The sequence below is a fragment of the Ekhidna sp. genome, assembly GCF_963691765.1.
Taxonomy (GTDB): Bacteria; Bacteroidota; Bacteroidia; order Cytophagales; family Cyclobacteriaceae; genus Ekhidna.
In genome coordinates this window covers 805,553-827,149 of the sequence record NZ_OY829375.1, presented here as the reverse complement: position 1 = coordinate 827,149, position 21,597 = coordinate 805,553, and the positions used below count along the sequence as shown (strand labels likewise).

The 21,597-nt window shown below is 38.0% G+C and carries 20 protein-coding genes; 5 read left to right on the top strand and 15 right to left on the bottom strand.

Translation table 11 applies throughout. The features are described 5' to 3' along the window. From ACY650_RS03850 to ACY650_RS03835, 4 genes are all read right to left on the bottom strand, one after another. On the bottom strand, positions 1 to 1,374 hold the full coding sequence (locus ACY650_RS03850) for an MBOAT family O-acyltransferase (protein WP_462251930.1): 1,374 nt from the start codon (positions 1,372 to 1,374) through the stop codon (positions 1 to 3). Then, positions 1,367 to 2,557: a cytochrome P450 gene (locus ACY650_RS03845; RefSeq protein WP_462251928.1), complete on the bottom strand. Its 1,191-nt coding sequence runs from the start codon at positions 2,555 to 2,557 to the stop codon at positions 1,367 to 1,369. Before ACY650_RS03845 ends, ACY650_RS03850 begins: the two co-directional genes overlap by 8 nt. Then, a complete protein-coding gene (locus tag ACY650_RS03840) occupies positions 2,536 to 2,763 on the bottom strand; it encodes a phosphopantetheine-binding protein (protein WP_462251926.1) in 228 nt (75 codons plus the stop codon). Before ACY650_RS03840 ends, ACY650_RS03845 begins: the two co-directional genes overlap by 22 nt. A gap of 78 nt (positions 2,764 to 2,841) precedes the next feature. Then, complete coding sequence (locus ACY650_RS03835) at positions 2,842 to 4,071, bottom strand: 3-phosphoshikimate 1-carboxyvinyltransferase (protein WP_462251924.1); 1,230 nt, start codon at positions 4,069 to 4,071, stop codon at positions 2,842 to 2,844. A gap of 69 nt (positions 4,072 to 4,140) precedes the next feature. On the opposite strand from ACY650_RS03835, the gene ACY650_RS03830 reads away from it, so the two are divergent. After that, entirely contained in the window at positions 4,141 to 4,296 is a 156-nt protein-coding gene (locus ACY650_RS03830; RefSeq protein WP_462251922.1) for a hypothetical protein, read from the top strand. On the opposite strand, the gene aroB is transcribed toward ACY650_RS03830, so the two are convergent. Further along, complete coding sequence (gene aroB / locus ACY650_RS03825) at positions 4,289 to 5,311, bottom strand: 3-dehydroquinate synthase (protein ID WP_462251920.1); 1,023 nt, start codon at positions 5,309 to 5,311, stop codon at positions 4,289 to 4,291. The genes ACY650_RS03830 and aroB overlap by 8 nt on opposite strands. Positions 5,312 to 5,371: 60 nt before the next feature. Between aroB and ACY650_RS03820 the strand changes: the two genes are divergently transcribed. The 3 genes from ACY650_RS03820 to ACY650_RS03810 all read left to right on the top strand — a co-directional run bounded on the left by ACY650_RS03820 (position 5,372) and on the right by ACY650_RS03810 (position 9,362). Continuing rightward, positions 5,372 to 6,550, top strand: coding sequence for a proline dehydrogenase family protein (locus ACY650_RS03820; RefSeq protein ID WP_462251918.1), 1,179 nt, complete (start codon positions 5,372 to 5,374; stop codon positions 6,548 to 6,550). A gap of 33 nt (positions 6,551 to 6,583) precedes the next feature. Beyond that, on the top strand, positions 6,584 to 8,302 hold the full coding sequence (gene lysS / locus ACY650_RS03815; RefSeq protein WP_462251916.1) for a lysine--tRNA ligase: 1,719 nt from the start codon (positions 6,584 to 6,586) through the stop codon (positions 8,300 to 8,302). 85 nt (positions 8,303 to 8,387) lie between these two features. Then, complete coding sequence (locus ACY650_RS03810) at positions 8,388 to 9,362, top strand: hypothetical protein (RefSeq protein ID WP_462251914.1); 975 nt, start codon at positions 8,388 to 8,390, stop codon at positions 9,360 to 9,362. A 4-nt stretch (positions 9,363 to 9,366) separates the two neighbouring features. Here ACY650_RS03810 and ACY650_RS03805 read toward each other — a convergent pair whose 3' ends face one another. From ACY650_RS03805 to ACY650_RS03775, 7 genes are all read right to left on the bottom strand, one after another. Next, a complete protein-coding gene (locus ACY650_RS03805) occupies positions 9,367 to 11,070 on the bottom strand; it encodes a tetratricopeptide repeat protein (protein WP_462251912.1) in 1,704 nt (567 codons plus the stop codon). Between the two features lie 318 nt (positions 11,071 to 11,388). Then, positions 11,389 to 12,120: an alpha/beta fold hydrolase gene (locus tag ACY650_RS03800; protein ID WP_462251910.1), complete on the bottom strand. Its 732-nt coding sequence runs from the start codon at positions 12,118 to 12,120 to the stop codon at positions 11,389 to 11,391. Positions 12,121 to 12,423: 303 nt separating this feature from the next. Further along, positions 12,424 to 13,533, bottom strand: coding sequence for a DUF2891 domain-containing protein (locus tag ACY650_RS03795; protein ID WP_462251908.1), 1,110 nt, complete (start codon positions 13,531 to 13,533; stop codon positions 12,424 to 12,426). A 223-nt stretch (positions 13,534 to 13,756) separates the two neighbouring features. Then, positions 13,757 to 14,332, bottom strand: coding sequence for a DUF1287 domain-containing protein (locus ACY650_RS03790; protein WP_462251906.1), 576 nt, complete (start codon positions 14,330 to 14,332; stop codon positions 13,757 to 13,759). A gap of 98 nt (positions 14,333 to 14,430) precedes the next feature. Further along, the gene (locus ACY650_RS03785; RefSeq protein WP_462251904.1) at positions 14,431 to 15,519 is read right to left on the bottom strand and encodes a hypothetical protein; all 1,089 of its coding nucleotides are present in this window, start codon (positions 15,517 to 15,519) and stop codon (positions 14,431 to 14,433) included. 88 nt (positions 15,520 to 15,607) lie between these two features. After that, complete coding sequence (locus tag ACY650_RS03780; protein WP_462251902.1) at positions 15,608 to 16,117, bottom strand: hypothetical protein; 510 nt, start codon at positions 16,115 to 16,117, stop codon at positions 15,608 to 15,610. 96 nt (positions 16,118 to 16,213) lie between these two features. Further along, positions 16,214 to 16,591 (bottom strand): SnoaL-like domain-containing protein, encoded by a 378-nt coding sequence (locus ACY650_RS03775; protein WP_462251900.1) that lies wholly within the window; start codon positions 16,589 to 16,591, stop codon positions 16,214 to 16,216. Positions 16,592 to 16,613: 22 nt separating this feature from the next. Here ACY650_RS03775 and ACY650_RS03770 point away from each other — a divergent pair, with 22 nt between their 5' ends. Beyond that, the gene (locus tag ACY650_RS03770) at positions 16,614 to 17,591 is read left to right on the top strand and encodes a DUF6268 family outer membrane beta-barrel protein (protein ID WP_462251898.1); all 978 of its coding nucleotides are present in this window, start codon (positions 16,614 to 16,616) and stop codon (positions 17,589 to 17,591) included. Here ACY650_RS03770 and ACY650_RS03765 read toward each other — a convergent pair whose 3' ends face one another. From ACY650_RS03765 to ACY650_RS03755, 3 genes are all read right to left on the bottom strand, one after another. Continuing rightward, positions 17,592 to 18,731 (bottom strand): lycopene cyclase family protein, encoded by a 1,140-nt coding sequence (locus ACY650_RS03765; RefSeq protein WP_462251896.1) that lies wholly within the window; start codon positions 18,729 to 18,731, stop codon positions 17,592 to 17,594. 75 nt (positions 18,732 to 18,806) lie between these two features. Then, positions 18,807 to 19,052, bottom strand: a complete 246-nt coding sequence (locus tag ACY650_RS03760; protein WP_462251894.1) for a hypothetical protein — start codon at positions 19,050 to 19,052, stop codon at positions 18,807 to 18,809. A 5-nt stretch (positions 19,053 to 19,057) separates the two neighbouring features. Next, on the bottom strand, positions 19,058 to 21,457 hold the full coding sequence (locus tag ACY650_RS03755; RefSeq protein ID WP_462251892.1) for a carboxypeptidase-like regulatory domain-containing protein: 2,400 nt from the start codon (positions 21,455 to 21,457) through the stop codon (positions 19,058 to 19,060). Positions 21,458 to 21,597: the final 140 nt, after the last annotated feature.

Genomic DNA, 21,597 nt, shown 5'->3' with positions numbered 1-21,597 from the left:
TCAAAATATGATATAGTAGTTATCAATCTTTCCTATGCTTCCAAACAATAGGATTGATAGCACTAAGACTGAGTAGATTGTCCATCTAAAGTTGTCAGAAACACTAGCTAAATACTCATCAATTCTTCTATTTTTTATTTGACCAGAAATCAAATCCATAAATAGGAAGCAAAAAATGAGAATTATCAACTTGGAAAAATTCAAACTTTCAGAAGGAAAATGAGATGCCAGACTCAATCTTTCAATTAGGCTCGACAAATCAGAATTGATAAAGATCAGAGCTAATATGCTTGAAAAAAACAAGTGATAAATCGTTCCAAAAACTCTTCGAAATTTGGCATATGGCCATTTTTGTAAATTCATCTTTTTTTCCAACACAATCCAAAGCCCATTGCAAGAGCCCCAAATAAGCATTGCTATGGAAACCTCGTGCCACATTGCTATAGATAAAAATGTTAGAAGTAAGATTAGGTCAACATATGTTGTGTTTTTTTTCTTTTTTGCCAATGGGAAAAAAAAGTAATCTCTGAACCACTCATTTAGTGTAATATGCCAACCACTCCAGAAGTTTTGCCTGGAATATGAAAGATAAATTCGACTTTTAAAATTATCATTCAACCTTATATTGATACATTCAGATACTCCTTGGAAAATGTCGATGAAGGAACTGAAGCTGATGAACAAGTAAAGGAAGAATAGCAACCCGACGACTAAATAGTAAGTTCCGGATATACCGTTGTTGTTCAATGAATGCATCAACTGGAAAATTCTCGGAGCTACAACTATGCTTTTAAGTAATCCCCACAATATCAATCGTGTCCCATTTGTCAGCGATTCTTGCGTAATGCGGATGTTCTCAAATTGCTTTGAGAGATATTTATATCTGTGTAGTGGACCAGAGAAAATGGTTGGGAAATAAGATAAATAAAGTAATAGTCTGAAGAAGTTCTTTTCTGGCTGAATATAGCCTCTCTTGATATCGATTAGATAGCTTATGGCAATGAAGGTAAAGTAGGAGATGCCAAGGACTTGAAAAATATTGATCCAGTTAGTTCCTTCCACAGTAATTCCCCTGGACATAAATGAGTCAAAGTGTCCAACGCCCACGGTTAATTTGTAGGTGAGTAATGGAATTAATGATAGAAGGACTGAAAGTCTAAATATGAATTTAGATTTTTTAACAGAAAAACTAAATCCATAAACTATAATCCATACAGAGAGAAGAATTAGAATTTGGATATCAACATAGTAGAAATAGGATAAGAGACTACTAATTAATAAGGCTATCCACTTTTTCTTATCCACGAATAGGAGTGTCAGCAGGATTGTGATGAGGATGTAGGCTCCTAATATTAAAATATTGAGACTATGCATGATTTCTAGCCATCAAGGCTGAATCAAGATTCCGCATAATGATCTGTTTTTTCCACTTAATGCTACCCTCATTAATCTTGAAATTTTTGAGAAAAGATAGCATTGGCTTTAAACCTATCCTAAGCTCTGTTCGAGCTATATTGGCTCCTAAGCAAAAGTGTGGTCCGGCACCAAACGACAGGTGATCATTTGGCGAGCGATCAAATTGTATACTATTTGGATTATCAAACTTTCTTGGATCATGGTTTGCGCTAGCAATACATAGGTAGAGTTTTGAATTTGCAGGAATTTCAAAACCTTCTATCTGAAGAGGTTTCTTATTTACTCTAATGGTAAATTGAGTAGGAGAGGAATATCTAAATAACTCCTCAATCAGTATGCTTTGCTCCCTTTCTCCTAATGTTAAAGCTATTTCTAATAGTTGTGGATTTCTAATTGCCTCCAATAATGCTATACCCAAATTGGCTTTTGAAGTTTCATAACCAGCCATTACTGTCACGCCCATTAACGAATAAATAGTTTCTAAATCAAATTCTTGACTTATATCCGAATAATTAGCAATAAGCTGATCTTTATATGCGGAATTTTTGAAAATCTTTTTACCCCATAACATCCATTTATTAATCTCTAAATAAACTTGTTTTGGAACGAAAATATCCTGACTTAAAGTGAGCATACTTGAGTAATTAGTCATCTCCTCAAGGGTCATCTGAAGATCAAATGCTCTTTTTAGAATTTCATAGATAAACAGACCACAATAATCGGAGAAGTCAAATTCATCTTTATCAGCGAAACTCCTGTTAGTGACTTCAACTGATTCTTGTATAATATCCTTAAAATTAATCTGGTTGAATGCCTTCATCATTCCAACCCTGAGCATTTTGTGAGTATGTCCATTATTGTAAAAAGGCCATGCTTTAGATGCTGTACTTAGATACGGACATTGATCTACACCTTTAAAAAGATAATCCTCCTTCTCGCCTAAATAATCACTTAAACTAGTTGCTTCATAATCTTTCGACCGAAGCATTTCGCTGACATGATCATATTTAAAAAATGTAATTGCACCTTGAGATCCTACATGGATAGGCACGATCTCTCTACAATCATTCAAATGTGCAAGAGGATTTTGATAGTATCCAGGAGTAAAAGGATTCCAAACTAGCTGTTCGATTCGATCCATTTGGCAAGTTTTTCTATGGTATCGTACTCTGTAAGTGCAGTAGGATCTATTTCGAGAGATAGTTTGGATTCAATCTCATGAGCCAAGGATAGGAGAGATAAAGAATCTAAATTCATAGTCTCAAATTTTCGGGAAATAGAGACACTTTCCGGTTTTTCACCGGATTCATCAGCTATTATTTCTTGAAGCCATTGTGTGGTGGTCATTGGTAAGACGTTTAAATAGACTCAAAAATAAGTTGATCCATTTTTAGAGCCAATAAAGTCAACAGAATGTCAACAGCCTTATTTAATCACCTCAATGTCTATACCTAGATCTCTTAATTCCTTCCAAAATCTCGGATATGACTTTTCAACAACCAAAGGATCGTCTATGGTAACATCCATCAATTGACATAGCGGAGCAAATGCCATGGCCATTCGATGATCTTCGTATGTGTCAATTTCAACTGATTCAGGAAGATCTTCTGATGGTACTAACGTCCACATATTATTTTCTTCTATAAGCTTGGCGTTGATTTTACTAAGCTCGTTTTGCATAGCAGCCACTCGATCAGTCTCTTTGATCTTAAGGCTTTCAAGTCCAATCATTTCTAAAGATGTACCAGTTACTGCAGCTGCCACCATCACCGTTTGAGCAAGGTCAGGACAATCCTTAAAATCAAGAGTCAAAGCTTTAGAACGCTCATCCCTTTTCAATAGCTTCACTTTTCCAGCCTCAAAGTGGCTTGCGATTCCAAATTGGAACATAATGTTTGCAATTTTATTATCCCCTTGAGTTGAATAATTTCTTATACCAGGCAAGTTGAGGTATCCTTTATCTTGAGAAATAGACATAAAACCGTACCAATAACTGGCTCCTGACCAATCGCCTTCGATGTTGTAGCATACGGGCTTATAAATCTGTGGACCTATGGAGATTTTTTTTCCTATCCATCGAGAAGATACACCAAATGCTTCCATCAGATCTAAAGTCATTTGTATATAAGGTCGGCTGTAAATTTCCGTCTTAAGCGTAATAGTCAATCCTTGCGGTAGACTCGGGGCTATCATTAGAAGTGCACTGATATATTGACTGCTAATGTTACCCGGTATTGATATCTCGTTAGTTGCCTGACTTTCTATTTTGCTTATCCTAAGAGGAGGGTACCCCTCATTTTCCAAATATGTGATATCAGCTCCAAGATTGCGCAATGCTTCCACCAGCGGACCGATAGGTCTTTTTTTCATTCTATCCGTCCCAGTAATGGTTACATTCTGTCCATGAATTGCAAAGTATGCTGTTAAAAATCGCATGGTAGTTCCAGCATCTTTTACGTCATATTCATCGAGCTTTTGACTCAATAAATTGTTCATTGTCTGCGTATCGCGTGCATTAGACAAGTTTCTAAGATTAGCAATATCACCCCCTGCAAGCGCATTTAAAATCAATGCCCTATTACTTTCACTTTTCGAAGATTCGAGCGTAATCGTCCCTTTTAATCGTGAATTATACTTTTTTAATCGATATTTCAATTTTTGGCAGGTTTTTTGGTGAACAACATCACAACTATTTACGTTGCTAAGTTGTCAATAAATTATAATATGTCAAGAACTCGTACCATAGGAACTATTTTCGCCTCAGTAGCACTTGGAGCTTTGACTTTCTTTTTAAGTACACCAAAAAAAGTGGCTAAAAAGAAAGAACAGCAAACTTCGCAAGATGATGCTAAGAGCGAGCAAGAAGACTTGTTTATTTAAGTACTTCTTTAAGGACAGAGCTATCTACTAGTTCATCGTAAACGCACGTCCCTACTTTTTCAATAAGTGAAAAACGAATTCCTCCTTGATCATTTTTTTTATCTTGAATTAGCAAATTTTCCAACACATTATATGAGGGAATGGATATAGATAATTGATAAATGCTATCAATATATTCCCTGATCTCTGCTGCAGAATCTTTGTCAAGGAGATTTTTTCTTACCGCTATTTCATTTTCGAGAATCATTCCAAGGGCTACGGCCTCCCCATGTAAAAGTGCATCAGATGTCTCCAACAAGTATGATTCTATCGCATGACCAACTGTATGACCGTAGTTAAGGATTTTCCTTAACCCCTGTTCTCGAGGGTCTTCATTTACAATTTCATTCTTGATTGCAATTGATCTCGGAATTATTTCATGCCAGTTTTTTTGATCAAAAGAGTGTTTTGTTAAATATTCCCACTGACTTTCATCTTTTATTAACGCGTGCTTGATGACTTCAGCAAAGCCAGATTTTAATTCCCTTTCAGGTAAGGTTTCCAAAAAATTAGGATACACAATTACGGCGTGAGGTTCTTGAAAGATCCCGATATGGTTTTTTAATCCATTGAAATCTACTCCCAATTTTCCTCCTATACTGGCATCCACTTGAGACAGTAGCGTTGTTGGAATGTTGATAAAGGCCATTCCACGCTTAAATGTAGCTGCGACAAATCCTCCCATGTCACCAATGACCCCTCCGCCGAGATTGATCAGAAGACTTTTTCTGGTGAAACCTGATTCTGTTAATTCGTTCCAGAGATGCTGACATGTACTCAGATTTTTTTCTGATTCGCCACTTTTTATTTCTATAAGTATATCTGGGATATAGTTGATTTTGGAAAGGCAATGAGTGCGCGTATTTTCATCAACTAGAATAGCAATTTTGTCCGGCTGTATTGCCATAATTGCCTCTTCCAGATCCGCTTGGATATCAGAAGATATGGTTAAGTATGTAGGGAGATTATTTGACATTTAAATAAACAGTAATGGTGTGGATCTGTTAGCTATCTTTGCACACCGATTTTCAAAAATATGCAATCAGAGCCAATCAATTTTGATGACACTGCCACGGCATTTGCTTACCGCACTACGGGGGAGCTAAAGAACTCTCATTTTGTGTTTACTACTATGAGCAAACCATGGATGGTGAAGCTAGGTACGGTTATGACCAACTTAGCATTAAAGCTAAGATTACCTGTCAAAGGCATTATTAAAAAAACACTGTTTAATCAGTTTTGCGGTGGAGAATCAGTGAAAGATTCGAGTAAGACTATCTCCTTGCTAGGTGATCATAATGTCCAAACCATTTTGGATTATTCAGTTGAAGGATTGAAGTCGGAGGACGGTTACAATGATACCAGAGATGAGGCGCTTCGTGTGATCGATTTTGCTTCTACCAATGATCATATTCCATTTTGCGTCTTGAAACTATCAGGACTTGGTTCCACTGATTTAATGACCAAAGCTCAAGCTAAGGAGGCGCTATCGGAGGTGGAAAAGACCAAGCTGTATAATGCAGAGCTGCGCGTAGATGAAATTATTAAGAAGGCTAGCAGCAAGGGACTTATGGTGATGATAGATGCCGAAGAATCTTGGTTCCAGGGATTTATTGATGGTGTTGCCTATCGGATGATGGAGAAATACAACAAAGAGCGTCCAATCGTTTACAATACCTATCAGCTTTATAGACACGATATGCTAGATCGGTTGAAGCGTGCGCAAATTCAAGCAGAGGTTGATGGCTATTATATAGGTGCAAAGCTTGTTCGTGGTGCATACATGGAGAAAGAACGTGCTCGTGCTGAGGAGATGGGATATGAATCTCCTATCCACAAGAATAAAGAGGGGGTCGATAAAGACTATGATGAAGCTTTGAAGTTTTGCATGGAGCATATCGGAAGGATGGGTATTTGTGCTGGCACACACAATGAAGAATCAAGCAAGTTATTGACTCAATTGATGGAGGAGCAAAAACTTGCTAATAATGACAATCGAATCTTTTTCGGACAGTTGCTAGGGATGAGCGACAACATCTCCTTTAAACTTGCGGCCATGGGTTACAACGTTGCGAAATATGTGCCTTATGGTCCCGTAGAAAAAGTGCTTCCTTACCTTTTTAGAAGGGCTGAGGAAAATACTTCTATCGCAGGTCAAAGCGGTAGAGAATATACATTAGTAAAAAATGAACTTCGCCGAAGGAAATCGGCTTAAAGAATACGATAAAATAGAATACGAGCTAAAGACATGCAGTTAAGCGAACAGGAAATCCAACGAAGAAAATCTCGTGAAGAATTAATGGCTATGGGCATTGATCCATACCCAGCTGAATCTTTTGATGTGAATGTAACTGCCAAACACATCAAGAAGAACTTTCAAAGCAGACCGGGAGATTACACCAACATCTCAATTGCAGGTAGACTGATGAGTAGACGAATTATGGGATCAGCATCATTTGCTGAGATTCAAGATTCTAGCGGAAGAATTCAGATTTATATCCGAAGGGATGATATCTGCGAAGGTGAAGACAAAGCCCTTTACAATGAAGTCTTCAAAAAGAAGATGGATATCGGTGATATCATTGGTATTAAAGGATATGTCTTCACAACAGAAGTAGGGGAGATTTCAATTCATGTTACGGATCTGAAGATGTTGACAAAATCACTTCGCCCATTACCGATTGTGAAAGAAGCAACTGATGATGAAGGCAATAAAAAGACTTATGATGCATTTACAGATCCTGAGCAACGATACCGCCAGCGGTACCTTGATTTGATTGTAAATCCCGAGATCAGAGAGACATTCGTTCAGCGTACAATACTTGTAAATTCGATTCGAGAATATTTAGCAGGAAAGGGATACCTGGAAGTTGAGACTCCGATCCTTCAGCCTTTATATGGTGGAGCTGCCGCGCGTCCGTTTAAGACGCATCACAATACGCTAGACATGACGCTTTATTTGAGGATTGCGAATGAGCTTTACCTCAAGCGATTGATTGTTGGAGGATACGATGGTGTCTTTGAGTTTGCAAAAGACTTTAGAAATGAAGGGATGAGTCGATTCCACAATCCTGAGTTTACTCAAGTGGAGCTATATGTTGCCTACAAGGATTACAACTGGATGATGGATACGATGGAGGAGATGATTGAAAAAGTGGCGATGGACCTTCATGGCGATACCAAAGTACAAGTTGGCGAAAATGTGATTGATTTTCAGCGTCCTTGGAAACGATTCACAATGTTTGAAGCTATTGAGCACTTCACCAATATTGATATCTCAGAGATGGATGAAGCACAACTACGCGAGACAGCTAAGAAGCTTGAAGTGCCATTAGATGATACTATGGGTAAAGGAAAGATCATCGATGAGATTTTTGGTGAAAAGTGTGAGCCGCTATTGATACAGCCAACATTTATTACGGACTATCCTGTAGAAATGTCGCCACTAACGAAAAAACACCGTTCCAAAGAAGGGCTAGTTGAGCGCTTTGAAGCTATTTGTAATGGAAAAGAGATAATGAATTCATACTCTGAGCTTAACGATCCGGTTGATCAAAGAGAGCGATTTGAGGAGCAATTGGAGCTAGGCAAGAGAGGTGATGATGAAGCGATGACTTTAGATGAAGATTTTCTTCGAGCACTTGAATTTGGCATGCCGCCAACAGCAGGTGTTGGTCTTGGTATCGATAGATTATCGATGATCATGACTAACTCTAATTCTATTCAGGATGTGTTATTCTTCCCGCAAATGAGACCTGAAGTGAAATCTAAGGCTGCAGAGCTAAGTGGAGATGAGAAGCTGGTCTTTGAAGTGCTGGAAAAAGAAGGAAAAATGGACTTGAATGGTCTGAAAGAACAGTCTGGCTTGTCAAATAAGAAGTGGGACAAGGCAATCAAAAAACTGACACAAGGTGGCTTTGCCAAAGTTGAAAAAACTGATGAAGGCCTCTTTGTAGAGACTGTTTAATATCGATTAACATACTTTCACGGCCTTTAACAGCCTTTGTGTATTGAGTTTCGTTTATTTAAAAACGAAACTCAATTACACCAACATGCGATTTTTCATATTATCAATACTCACAATTATCTGTGTTGAGCTAAGAGGACAACTTCGGTATGAAGACAAAGTCCGAATAAAAGAAGCGCAACAAATTTCTTATCAACTCGGTGGGTTAATCTGGAGTGGGTACAATGATCCTCCATTTTCTATCCTTTATATCACCGATGAATATGAATATCTGATTGAACATTATTATCAACCTGATGACTTTGAGCGAATGGAATATGATACAATCATACATTCCACGCTTCATCGAAGGAAAACTCAAATGAACAAAGGCTTTCTTGCCACCTTTCCCTTTGCAGGTTTGAACACCATTGTAATTGGCACTCCCGAGAATACTGGATTGAATAGTACTGAGTGGATCATTACTCTATTGCACGAGCGATTCCATCAGTATCAATTTTCATCACCTAAATACATGTTGGAAACCAATGAATTAGGATTAGCCAATGGAGATGAAACCGGAATGTGGCAACTCAACTATCCTTTTCCTTACAAAGATCTAAAGGTGGTCAAGTCTTACACCGAATATACTGAAGCATTGTATGCAGCAGTCAAAGCGATCGAAACAGATCAATGGATAACTTTGAAAGACAAATTTTTAAAGGCAAGACAAGCGTTCAAAGAATCACTTTCTCCTAATGATTACAAATACATTTCTTTTCAATGGTATCAGGAGGGCATAGCGCGATACACCGAATATGCATTTCTTGAGCGAATAGTTGAGGAATATGAGCCTACTGAGGAAGTAAAAAATCTGAAAGATTTTGTGTCCTTCGATTCTTACAAGAAAGAATTTTTTGAAAAGCATATCGAGAGTGTTCGAAACCTCAAATTAGATGAGGTAGGACGCGTTGCTGTTTACGATGTAGGCTTTGCAGAAGCATTGATACTACGAGAATTAAGTCCCGATTGGGGCCGAAATTATTTGAAGAAGAAGTTTGATCTAGAAAAGCTATACTAATACGTTACCAAAAGCCAAGGTCCTGCATTGCTTTAATATATCGAGGGTCATTTTGGATGGGACTACCATCTTTGATATTGAAATACGGAAGGTCAGGATGTCCATCCTGAATCATGATGACTAAATTTTCGAAGAGTAAATCATCATTATGACCAGGATAAAAACTATAAAGTGTTCGTGTTATTAGTGCAGGAAGATAGGCTTCACAATTTGATGGACAAAATTCGGTAACTACTCTATACCACGTTTCACCTACACTTGACGTTTCCTTATAGGTTTCTTCAACAAATCTTTCAATAGCCAAATCATCGGAAATATCTGAATACTGTAATTTGAGCCATTTAATTGCCTCCTTATCATTGCCTAAGTCTCTATTTTTAACAGTAGAGAAGGTCCGATAAAATAAGTTATCAGGGTCAATGGCAGCGAGTAATTCCATGGATTTTATAGCGCTAAGGAACTTACCTTGCTGTCCAAACATGAGAAACTCAAAACCAATAACTTGTGGATTTAACGGGTCGATTTCTTTGGCATATCTCATCTGTTCCCAGGCTTTTTGCCAGTCTCCCGTGATCATATAGCAATGTGCAAGTAGTGAGCGACTATCAGAGTTGTTTGGATTCTGTTCGATGCTCCTGAGAGCACTTTTTATACCTTCGTCAAAATTAAATTCAATAAAGAACTTGATTGCTGCGTCGATATAATGAATCTGCCAATGATCTGGTTCTAATTCTTTGGCTAGTAAATAATACTCGTAAATATATGGGCGTGCTCTTTGCGGGTTCACAACACTAAGTTGTTGCAAGTAGATCCAGGCTTTGGCCACTCCAAGATAGCCTTCTATATTCATAGAGTCCAGATGAATGGTTTTTTGAAAATGGTTCAAAGCTTCCCAAAGTGCAGATGAAGTAAATTTTTGAAGCAGGATATTGCCCTTCACAATTTCGATGTATGCTTCATGATTAACTTCTTCATGGACTCGAACATTTTCAATAGTGTTCGGATCTAGTTTAGTGGCAATGATCTGAGAAACCGTCTCAAACAAACCTGGCATCTCAGAAACTGTTGTCTTAAATTCATCACTCCAAAGTAAATCTTCAGAGAATGCATCTAGTAGACGTACTCTTAAAACAAATTGACCTTGAGAAGGTGAAAGACTTGATTCTAATACTGTATTTACATCAAGTTCTTTTGCTATAGATCTTAGGTCTTTTGAAGAATTGGCATAGTGTGCCATTGTTGTTCTTGAAATGGTCTTCAAAGTACCCAGCTTCCCCAACTCTGTAATAATACCATCATGAAACCCAGCAAGGAGATAGTCATTTTCGTTATTGGGCAAATTGTTTTGTACCGGTAATACTGCTACTGAGCTAAACTCGCTTAACGAGCTTTTATTTATGTTAATGCTGGCAAAGTGTAGTGATCTTGGATTCAGGTTGAGTGGGTTCATAAGGAAATAACCTACAACCAGTAAGGCAAATACTGAGTTAAGTATCTGAGCGGCTATTGCAACTCTATTCCATCGCCCGCTAAAAGAAGAATAGATTACAGTCGTCAGAATACCAAAGAACAGCAGGATGATGACTATATCCAGCAGCATAGGTTCCAGGTGATAGCGTTCGATGAAAAAATTGAGTGCTTCCATGATTACCCAAGCACTTCCAAGATAGATGGCGAGATTTTTCCAGATGGTTTTGCCAAGTTTCATATTAGCGTGTTTGAAACAACTCCTTTTGCAGCTACTTAAAAATAATCATTAAATGGATGATGCAGACAAGACAGGTCAATGGACGAGTTTGACTACAAAGAATGTCAAAAATAAGATCACTAAACTGTTGAGATAATTAAGGTAAACTTTCTTAGTAAGACAGTTTTTAAGAGAAATTCGCTTCCCGGAAATATTTAAATAAACCCATCTTACTAATGCACCAGGTATGGTGAATACATATTCAAGAAGGATATATCCGAAAAGTTCAAAAAGTACAAACATGCCTTACCAAACGAGAAAGATTTGAATAGGTTGGAATCAGCGATCTTTTGATAGGAATCTCTTAGCCTTAGTCACAAACTCTTCTTTGTATTCTCCTTCGTGAGCACTATGTGAGACATCTGGCAAGATCCAGACATCTGAGTTGGGTATGTTCTTTTTTACTCTGGCTACTTCAGCAAAATCCATCCCTTCATCATCATCTCCCATGATAATCATTACTTCTGGCTTAATTTGTTGCAATTCTTCATTACTGATAGATACAATGTAGTTCTTGAATTGGTCCATGATGCCTTTAATCTGAGCATCACTTTTGTGGGATGATTCCAGCCAAGGAAAATTTGCCTTGTTCTCAATTTTGAAACCTTCGTGATACTGAGGAAAGTCTTCTACAGTCCACGTACCGACAGCACCAATAGTAATCATTGCCTCTATTAAATCGGGCTTTTGCATTGCTACCTGATAGAGCACATCTCCACCAAAGCTGAACCCAATTGCTTTTACTTTATCGAGGCCTAAATAATCAATGAGAGCTGTTACATCTTCCCCAACAGAAGCTATGGATAAGTCTTCCTTAAAAGGATCGGATTGACCATGTCCGGTAAGGTCTACTAAGTAAACCGTGTAGTCTTTTTCGAAATCTGCTACAAAAGGTCTCCAAGATTTTGAAGAAAGACTATAGCCATGAAGAAAGATAAGTGGTGACCCTTCACCATAAGATTCATAATAGATATTTTTTCCGTTTACGGAAACTGATTCAGATTTTTTCATTTGTTGTGAGTAGCATAGCCTTGATAGTATCATCAAGGCTATGACCATGTTTAGTTTATTCATAGTTGATTAAATAAATATTGGGGCGATATAACGATTCAGACTGGGGGAGGAGGTTGTCTGTCGCCCGCTTAGATTTCTGCTAAAGTATGCGTTTTATTTGTTTAGGACAAATTCAAGTTATGTAACTAGCTGATTTTAAATAACCTCTTGTAATTCAAATTCTAGTGAATAAAATAAGTGACAATAGCAGATAAGCTGAATGAAAAAATGGCTCTCCTTATTAAGGGATAACACTCAACTTCATTGCTGTGCTTCAATCTTGGTTTTGAATGCATAGAGGGCAAAAGAACCCAACCAATGCTGCCCTGCATAATCTCCATCTGTTATTTTAGAAAGCGAGTATTCCAAATGTTCCATTGCTAAATTGTAAGCATTAACATTATCCTCCAATGGATAAAGACACCAAGCTCTTGAGAAATTCACTCCATCCAGATGTACAAGGTGTCCATCGGATCGATCTTTTACTTGTCCGGGGTTTAATGTCAAACTTTGATTGTATAAGGAGGGCATAAACTTGCTTGACCATTTTTCAAACTCTTCCTTAGTAAGGACCTTCCGCATAACATCTAATTCTTGAAGACATGGAGATAGAAAATCGTACCCGCTTGGCTCCCAGCTTATTGGGCAATCTTTGTCATAACTATAGAATCTGATGGCTGCCTCTTTTATTGCACTAGAAAGTGTGTCATTACCAACAGTTTGTGCATAATCATAGGCGAAACTCATTCCGAATGCGGTATTCGAATGTGTACCTACTCTTATAGGATAAACCAGTTTAGGGAGATATTCAATATATGCATTCGATATGTACTCTTCTAATGGTTTTAGATTATTGTACCATTTTTGAGCAGTAGAATCATCCCATGTAGAAAGTTCTTCTTGAAGCTTAAGTAGCCACGCCCATCCGTAGGTTCTTTCAAAAGATCTACTCTCTCTATTCAGCGAAAAATAAGCTACTTCTTTTTCAATGTTTTCTGCAGTAAGATTTTGATCAAGCATCTGTATAGCCTCTTCTCTTTGAGCCAAATCCGGAAAATTTTTCAGTAAGAAAACTAATGACCAATGTCCATGAACTGCAGAATGCCAATCAAAACAACCATAAAATGCAGGGTGATGTGCTATCGGCATTTGCAAGTCACTTTCTTGAGCAATTACTAAACCAGATTTGTAGGGTAGTGGATTTTGAATGCATTCAAGTGGTAGCTCACTAAGCCTATTGGCCTCTTCAATATCTAGTTCGATCTTTTTTGTACTCTTAACTAAAGTAGGAAGTGTTTCCTTTTTAGTTGTATTACATGAGACTAAAAAAATAATACAAATGCAAGTGAATAGGTCTATTCTATTCTTCATGGTTTTTTATGTTTAGAGCACAATCAAGTATGTTAGATATGCATTGCTCATCAAGGTAAATAACAATAAAAGTAGTCTATAAGTCTTGGCCTTCATAAAAAAATGAGATTGCTTTTGATGTTGGAATTACTGATGGATAAAAACCTAATAGCATGAGATGAAATTTTCTTATCCAGCGGGATTTTCAACTAAGCAAGTCCGCTTTAAATTCCATTTTGTCATCTTATTTATTGAAGCGATAATGCCCAATTATTTTGTAATCAAAGAGCATATCCTCGATTACTTGTCCTCGACCAATGTTATGGATGATTTTGTATGTATTACGATCTCTTGATAGTTCATCTGTTACTATTCCAATATGGGTTATGGCACCTCCCAGGTTCCAGCAAACAATATCTCCAGGTTGATAGTCCTCTGGTTTCATAGAAATATTTAGTATTTCGCCGTGCCTTTCAAAGAACCGCATAAGATTTGGCACCCTTCTGTGATCAATGTTTTTATCTGTAGTATTCAGTCCCCAATTTTTAGGATACAGCTGGAAATTCTCTTTCATATCTTCATGAACTTCCTTTTGAAGATCAATATTCAACTTACGGTATGCTCGAATCACCACATCAGTGCAAACCCCTTTCCCTTGAGGAACATCCCCATTTGGATATTTGATTGAGTAATAGCTCGGATCATAAACAACTCGATCCAAAGACAATGTTTCTGCTGAATCTGCAAGCTGTTGATAGAAATCAACTTGAGCAGTCACTAAAGCTGGTAAGAGTATTATAAGTATTAAATACTTTCTCATTGGATAATCATATACTCAAGACTACGCCCTAGAAGCACTGTTTGTTGCGATGCTGTTGATAGTCTATCTATGAATTAAGGAGAAACATAACATCCTAATTATTGATAGAATTCAAGAACGGTATCACCCAGTTCAATTATTTCTGATGATCCAACAAGATTGCCAAAGTAGTAAAGTGCCTTAACCGTCTTTGCGTAATCAATGCCTTTTTCTTCTCCTAGAAATGTTTCACCTCCCTCAAAAACCCGTGTATTCCATTCGCTAGAAACCTCTCCATTTTTATTAATCCTACTGATCTGCCACATTGTTGCTGCGACGATTACTGAACCAAGCCTACTCCTTTGGTCAGACTGACTGGTTAAGGAAAATATCTCCATTGCAAGCTTTATAGCCACACCATTGTAACTCGAATCCCATCCGCCACCTTCAATAAAGTACCCCTCTGCAGAATCTGTTAAGATTAAAGAAGATTCAATAAATTCGAATGCGATGTTCTGAGCATCTTCCCGTTCTAAATATTTTCCAAGTGAATAGAATGCAAGTGCATCAAACAAGAGCCTGTTGGGTGTTTTGGCGTCATACCCTGCTAATATCTCTTTATTGGCGATCAGATAGTTCAATGTCTTTTCAATAGCAGGTTTAAATGTTTCAATTTCTTGTTTTATGGCCTGTGTTTCTTCACTTAAAAGAAACCAATTTGAATTTTGGAGAGAGAGTAATGAAAGACCTAAACTGCTTGCAAAAAATGCAGTTCCACTTTCTAAATCCCCAGTAGAAGGTGGGGTATAATCCGGTGAATTAACAAGGTCATCAGGAGGTGAGAACTCAAAGCTTCCATCATTCATTTGCCTTTCAAATGAATATGAAATTGTGTTTGAGAGGTGTTGCAATGCATCGATTCTTTCGGTTGCAATTACAAAATCAGAAATGGATGTCATGTTTAATTGAAATCTAACATGGAAATACCCATCTTTATTTCTTCCAAGAGCACCGTCCGAATCTGGTTGTTCAACACCTTGAGCCAGTCTTTCAGATCCAATTTGAGCAATTATATCATTGCATGATAAGTCATTGGAAATCTTATAAGATGTGTCAAGCTGAACTTCATCCGGAGAATCACTGCTTTTTGAGCAACTGATTAAAGACATCATGATTGCTGCTATAACAGCATACTGCAAATAGTTCATGGGCTGAATTTCAATTTAGACTCCAGAAATATGCGATGGTTTAATTGATGAAACTGTTAAAAGAAAATTTTGATTGCGCTAATGATAACTATGCTTCAACGACTTTTACTTTGGACTTAAAGGCTAACCACATCTTAGTCCTATAGTAAGGTGCTCTATGATCAAACATATCAGCCCATTTAATGACTGGTTTATCAGGCTCAATACTAAAGTAGATCCCATCTTTAGTGTGTACTCTTATCGCATAAGTGGTAATAAATTTCTTGAGCTCAACAAAAATGATCTGATCCCATTCTATGAACGTTTTTTGTCTGTTTTTGATAGTTATCCCTTTGTTAGAAATCCTTGCCTTTGAGTGTTTCAATGTGTAGTAAACACAAGCTATTAATGCGAGCAGACCGATTATGGTAAATGGTAATGCATTGAAGAAATTACCATCTTGGAGAACACCATTCACAGAGATTTGTGCTTCATCATCAAAAATTAAATTGAGTCCAGATAAAAACAATGCCAGTCCAAAGGGCAGGCTGAATATTTGAAATTGGTGGTAATGAAGACTGCTTGATTCAATAGGGATGATATAGTCTGCTTTTGTCATTGACCTTAAAGTAACATAGATCGCTCAGATTGTTACTAGCGCAATAAAAAAAGCCATCCTTCCAGACGGCTTCTTCCTTATGATTCTTTTCCGTTTTTATACGAGTTCAGGCATTGGTGTATAGAAAAATTGCTCTGTCACCACTTTGCCATCTGCAACGCGATATACACACACTTCATCCATGTCAATTGGATGATCCATACCTTTCATAGTCACTTTGGACTTCATCGTCATTGTGAAAAAGTTTTCAGCCACCAATGGATCTGAAATTTCACTAGAATGAAATTCAGTCACCATATCGTGCCATTCTTTTGCTTTTTTTTCCAATGCTTCGAAGCCTTTCATAGTACCCCATGGGCCTCCGTCTGGTTCAATACTTACGATTTCAGGTGAATAGAGCTCTTGGAAGACTTGCTCAAATTTTCCTTCGCGACAAAGTTCGACCAAACGATTAGCTACTTCTTGAGTTGTCATGTTTTATGATTTTATGTTGAACATGAATCAAAGAAAGACTTCTGAGTGTCAGCCCTATGTCACTGATTTTGTCGAAACCCAAAAAATATTCGACGGTAGTGCTGGAAATTTACCGATCTTGGCAAGTTCAATGCGTGTCTTTTTTGGATGTATGTTTTGTTTGCTCCTGTTTCAAGGGCATGCTCAGCTTTTGGATATAGCCAAAGCCGAGTATTTATATGTGCCTGGAAATGGTAGCAACTTCGAGTATCATAGACAGTCCGTAGAGGTCAATATCCCATTCAAAATTAAAGAAGGAGCCTATTTCTTTGCTGGATTCGACTACAGTCGTATGCTGTTTCGCTTCCAGGAGGCAGAAGATTCATATGACAAACGGACAGCGGATAATTTCAAGTCGCTCGACCTAAATCTGACATACACCTATGAAATGAAAAATAATTGGCGTTTTGGCATTAAGGTCACGCCATCTTTTAATAGCAATTTGGAAGGAGGTCTTGAGATGAATGACTTTTTGGTAAATGGAATTATGGCATTTATCAAAACGAGAGAAGCTACTGATAGTAAGAAAGCAAGTCGCTTGATTCTTGGGTTGGCTTATTCAACTATTTCAAGACAGCCAATCCCAATACCGTTACTTAGTTATCATCGAAAAATTACCCCAAAATGGTCTTACACCATAGGAGCCCCATATTCCAATATTCAATATCATGCTTCGGAAAAACACCGATTTAAAATACATGCGGAAGGTGAGGCATTTAATTCACACATTCAAAATGGTGTGTTTGTTGAAGGGGAAGGAACCGCTGATCGACTTAGAGTTTTTCTAATTAGTGTTGGATTTCGGTATGAGTATAAATTTTCTGAACACATCGAATCATTCTTGATTACTTCCAGAACGGTTGTTTCAGACTTGCAGCTTCGAAGGAAAAAAGACGTACTTTTCAGACCATCACTGGACAATGCCATGATCTTTCGAATGGGAGTAAGGTGTAAGATTTAATCACTTCCAAAAAGTCTTCAAAAATGCTTTCCAAAATTGAGGTCGATTGAGTGAAAACATCACTCGTATATCTTCTCTGAATGGGCTCTCTTCGTCTAGAAAGCGAAAGACTGATTGAATCTTAGGTTTTGTATACAGTCGCGTGAAAATTTCCTCACCTAAATCATTTCTTGATGCAAGTACATTAAGAAAAATGGAATCATATGTTCTGAATCTGGAAGTGGCGATCCCTTTCTCCGGGCGATCTCCTTTCCTGATATTTTCAATCATCTTGGTAGAATAACGATCTGCGTTCTTAAAGGAATATCCCGATGAAGGACGCACCCAACCACCTGCCGTTCCGATTTTGCTGATATGCTGCGAGTGATGTTTGTGGAAAGGATAATCCGACATTGGAATCAATCCCTGCTCGACTTCATTGATTTCATAGTTGTCGATTTTTAAGTACTGTTTGATATAGTCTTTTAGAAATACATCATATTCCTCATCCGGGAGTAGTTGGTCATTGAACAAAGTAAACTCTACTAAAGCTGTGTTTTTAGATAGTGGTAATACGTATGTGAAGCTGGTACTGCCTTCCCATTTTAATCGGTAATCCATCATAGTGAAGGTTTCAGGATCAAAGACTGGTTCTTTTGTCTCTATAAACCATCCTTTGAAGTGTTGGATTAAGGAATGGTATTTATCCTTCTTTTTATGAAATTCCTCAGGTATTCTACTGTCGAAGATATGGGATGCTTCGTATGATCCAGAAGCTGCGGTGATTTGATGACCTCCCACTTTTTCTACCTCATCTTTTACCCAAGTAATATTTTCAGCTTCTTGAATTTTGTTCTTAGCGTAACTGTAAAAATCAGATGAACGCAACATCTTATACTTATAAGGAGCTAAGTCGAATGAAATACATTCGTTAGAATTGATAAATAGTCCTTTACCCCAAGTTTTTGTAGCAAGAGAGTCCCAAATAGTGTCTCCTTTTTCCCAAAAACACCAGGTACGATCATTCCCCGTTTTTTCGTCTTTGTCTAATAGCAAGATCTTCTTGTCTTTAAAGAATTCATCATCTATCATCTTTAAAGCCAGTTGTAATCCTGCTGCGCCAACTCCTACGACTGCATAGTCAAATGTGGTATTTGTCATCTTGACCTTAAATATAGATAGCCCTGCTTACGCAGGGCCACTACTACCAACATTCACTAACCCAATTTTCCTTGCTTAATGATTTAATTCTGAACACTTGTATCCAAATTGTTCCAAGATCACTGAGATGTTTGTAGCTGAGAGTATAAAAGTTTCAACTTTCAGTACATGCTCCCAGTCGTCCAGATCGACAGTCCATCTTCGGATAGCGTTGATCTTGCTGAATACCTGATTCACAATAGCGACATCCTTTTTGGTTTTGATGTTGCTTTTCAGGATTAGCAGATTTAAGTCTTGTTTAGATGTAGTTAGTGTTTCCATAGGTTTTAAAATTGAATGCGATACATAACGTCTGGAAAAAATCCGATTTGTTCCACCACGTTTACTTGATCCGTTACTTGGTTATATCTTCTGACGAATTCGTTTTGTCGATTTGTTAGGTTTTGGAAGTCCACAAAGAATTGATGCGATACTTTCTTTCTATTTAATCTGACACCGAATTTTGCATCCCATCTGAAGTATTGATCGTATCGCTCGCTAAACGCGATATCGTCTTGTCGTACTTCTCTTCCTAGGTTGTTGCGTGTAGCATTTACATCAATCGGTGTAAATGGTCGACCTCCAGAGAATGTTGCCTTCGTGTCGAACGTCCAAGCGTTTTGTCCATTTGGACCAAATTTCCACTCTTTCCCGAAAAGTACATTGAGTACGTAGTTGTTGTTGAAGACAGTATTTCGTTGTATTCCATCACTGCCTTTATATTGGGAATCAAATAACGAGGCTGTCATCAGCATATAGTAGTTTCTGCTGAAGAACTTCTCTAAGGTTATTTCAGTGCCATAATTGAATCCGGTTCCTTCATTTACCAGAGATCCTTTTTCTTCGAAAATGAAATCATTGCCTTCATTTAGGACTGAATAGCTTGAGGCATTACGCTCTACCGGAACATCAAAGATGCGCTGATAGTATACCTCAGTTTTAAGTCTCCAGTCAGGCCCTAGATTTCTATCCATTCCTAGAACAAAATGATGAGCCTTGATGAAGTCCAGGTTTTGATTAGTACGCTCTGTTAGCCCTGGCGATATTTCTTCCTGGTAAAATAGTACGGGAGAGGGGATAGCTTGACCGTGTAATCCATATGCAATACTCCATCTCTGTACAGGTGTTTGCTGCCAGCTTATGGCTGCTCGAGGCTCAACAATTGTAGCATCCATAAATTCATGATACTGACCATGCAGGCCAAACGTGGTAGATAAATCATCGGTGATTTTGTATTCCGCTTGCCCATACACTTGCAGTAAATTGTAGGTTTCATCAACATTCGTTGTAGTCAGGAAGTAATCTGGAACCCCGTCATTGTTATCGTCAGGAATAGAAATTCGGTTGTCACGATCCTCAGCAAATAAATCCAGATCGTATGTTTCGTTTAAGAAACCTGCACGCATGCTCCATCTTGCATTGAACTTAGTGTTCAGGGTAGAAGTAATCGTATATCTGTTTTCTCTATTTCTAACATTCGTAGCTCTGTACTTGCCAATAAACTCATCGTTCGCATCCAACATGCGGTTGTCTTGCAAATACTGATTGAAATTTGTCGATGCTCCCAATGATGTTTTGAGATAGGTATTTTTGCCCATTCTTACAGTATGTGCTAATCCTAATAGCCCAAGTTCATTTTCTACAAACGCATCTTGTTCAGGATTTGCAAAAAGGTCATTTTCATCTATTTCATCTCCTAAGAAATCGATATTGCTTTTTCCTCCTAAGCCGAATATTTCAAATCTTCCAAGCTTCGTGTCACCCAGATTTGCTTTGAAGGAGATGTCTTGATAAAATGGAATAGCTGATGTGCCGGTTGCGGCCAGGCTGGCAATCCCATATCGGTATGAGGTTACAAATGATGAATTGTTTTTCTTGCTGATTGGCCCTTCTGCCATAAATTCTAATCCACTAAACGCGGACAGCTGACCGGTAAACTCGAAGTTGTCTGAGTTTCCATTTCTAAAGAAAACATCAAAGACTGCTGCATTGGCGTTTCCATATTCTGCTGGGAATGCTCCCGTTAAGAAATCAGAAGTTCTAAGAAGATTTGTATTTAAGGCATTAACAGGACCACCGGTCGTACCTTGAGTGGCAAAGTGATTGGTGGTAGCAATTGGTATTCCTTCGATTCTCCATAGCAAACCAATAGGGGAATTACCTCTTACTACAATGTCATTTCTCGCATCATTTGTAGCATTTACGCCAGCAAAAGAAGTTGCGAGTTTTGCTACATCATTCCTGCCTCCAGAGAAGCGCGTAACTTCCTCCAAGCTGAATGTACGGGCACTTACCTTTGCTAAGTCATTTATAGGAAGATCTGTGTCTGCATCAGCCGTTACTACTACTTCCTGAAGCTTTTCCACAGATTCTTCAAGAAGTACGCGGAGTATCACTTCCTTTCCTGATGTAACTAATACGTTTGGTAGGGAGATACTCTTATACCCAATATAAGTTACAGCAAAAGTCTGTCGTCCTACAGGTACATTTTCGATTCTAAATTCTCCATTTACATCTGCGATTGCACCTTTTACAGGATCCGAACCAACGAGTTGGATAGTAGCACCAATTAAAGGGTACTCCGCTTGTGCGTCGAGTATGATTCCTTTAACTGTTTGATCTTGGGCCATACTAGCGAGAGAAACAAGTATGCCTAATAGGGTAATAATAGCTTTCGAATTTTTCATCGTGTTTGTGAATTATTGATTTCGATGGCTAACCTATTGGTAAGAGCATATTAAGAAAACGATAACCAGAGCCAGGCGCTTCTAATCTTTATTGAACCGTAATATTTTATGGTTGAAACCGCCAAGATCGCGTTTCTATT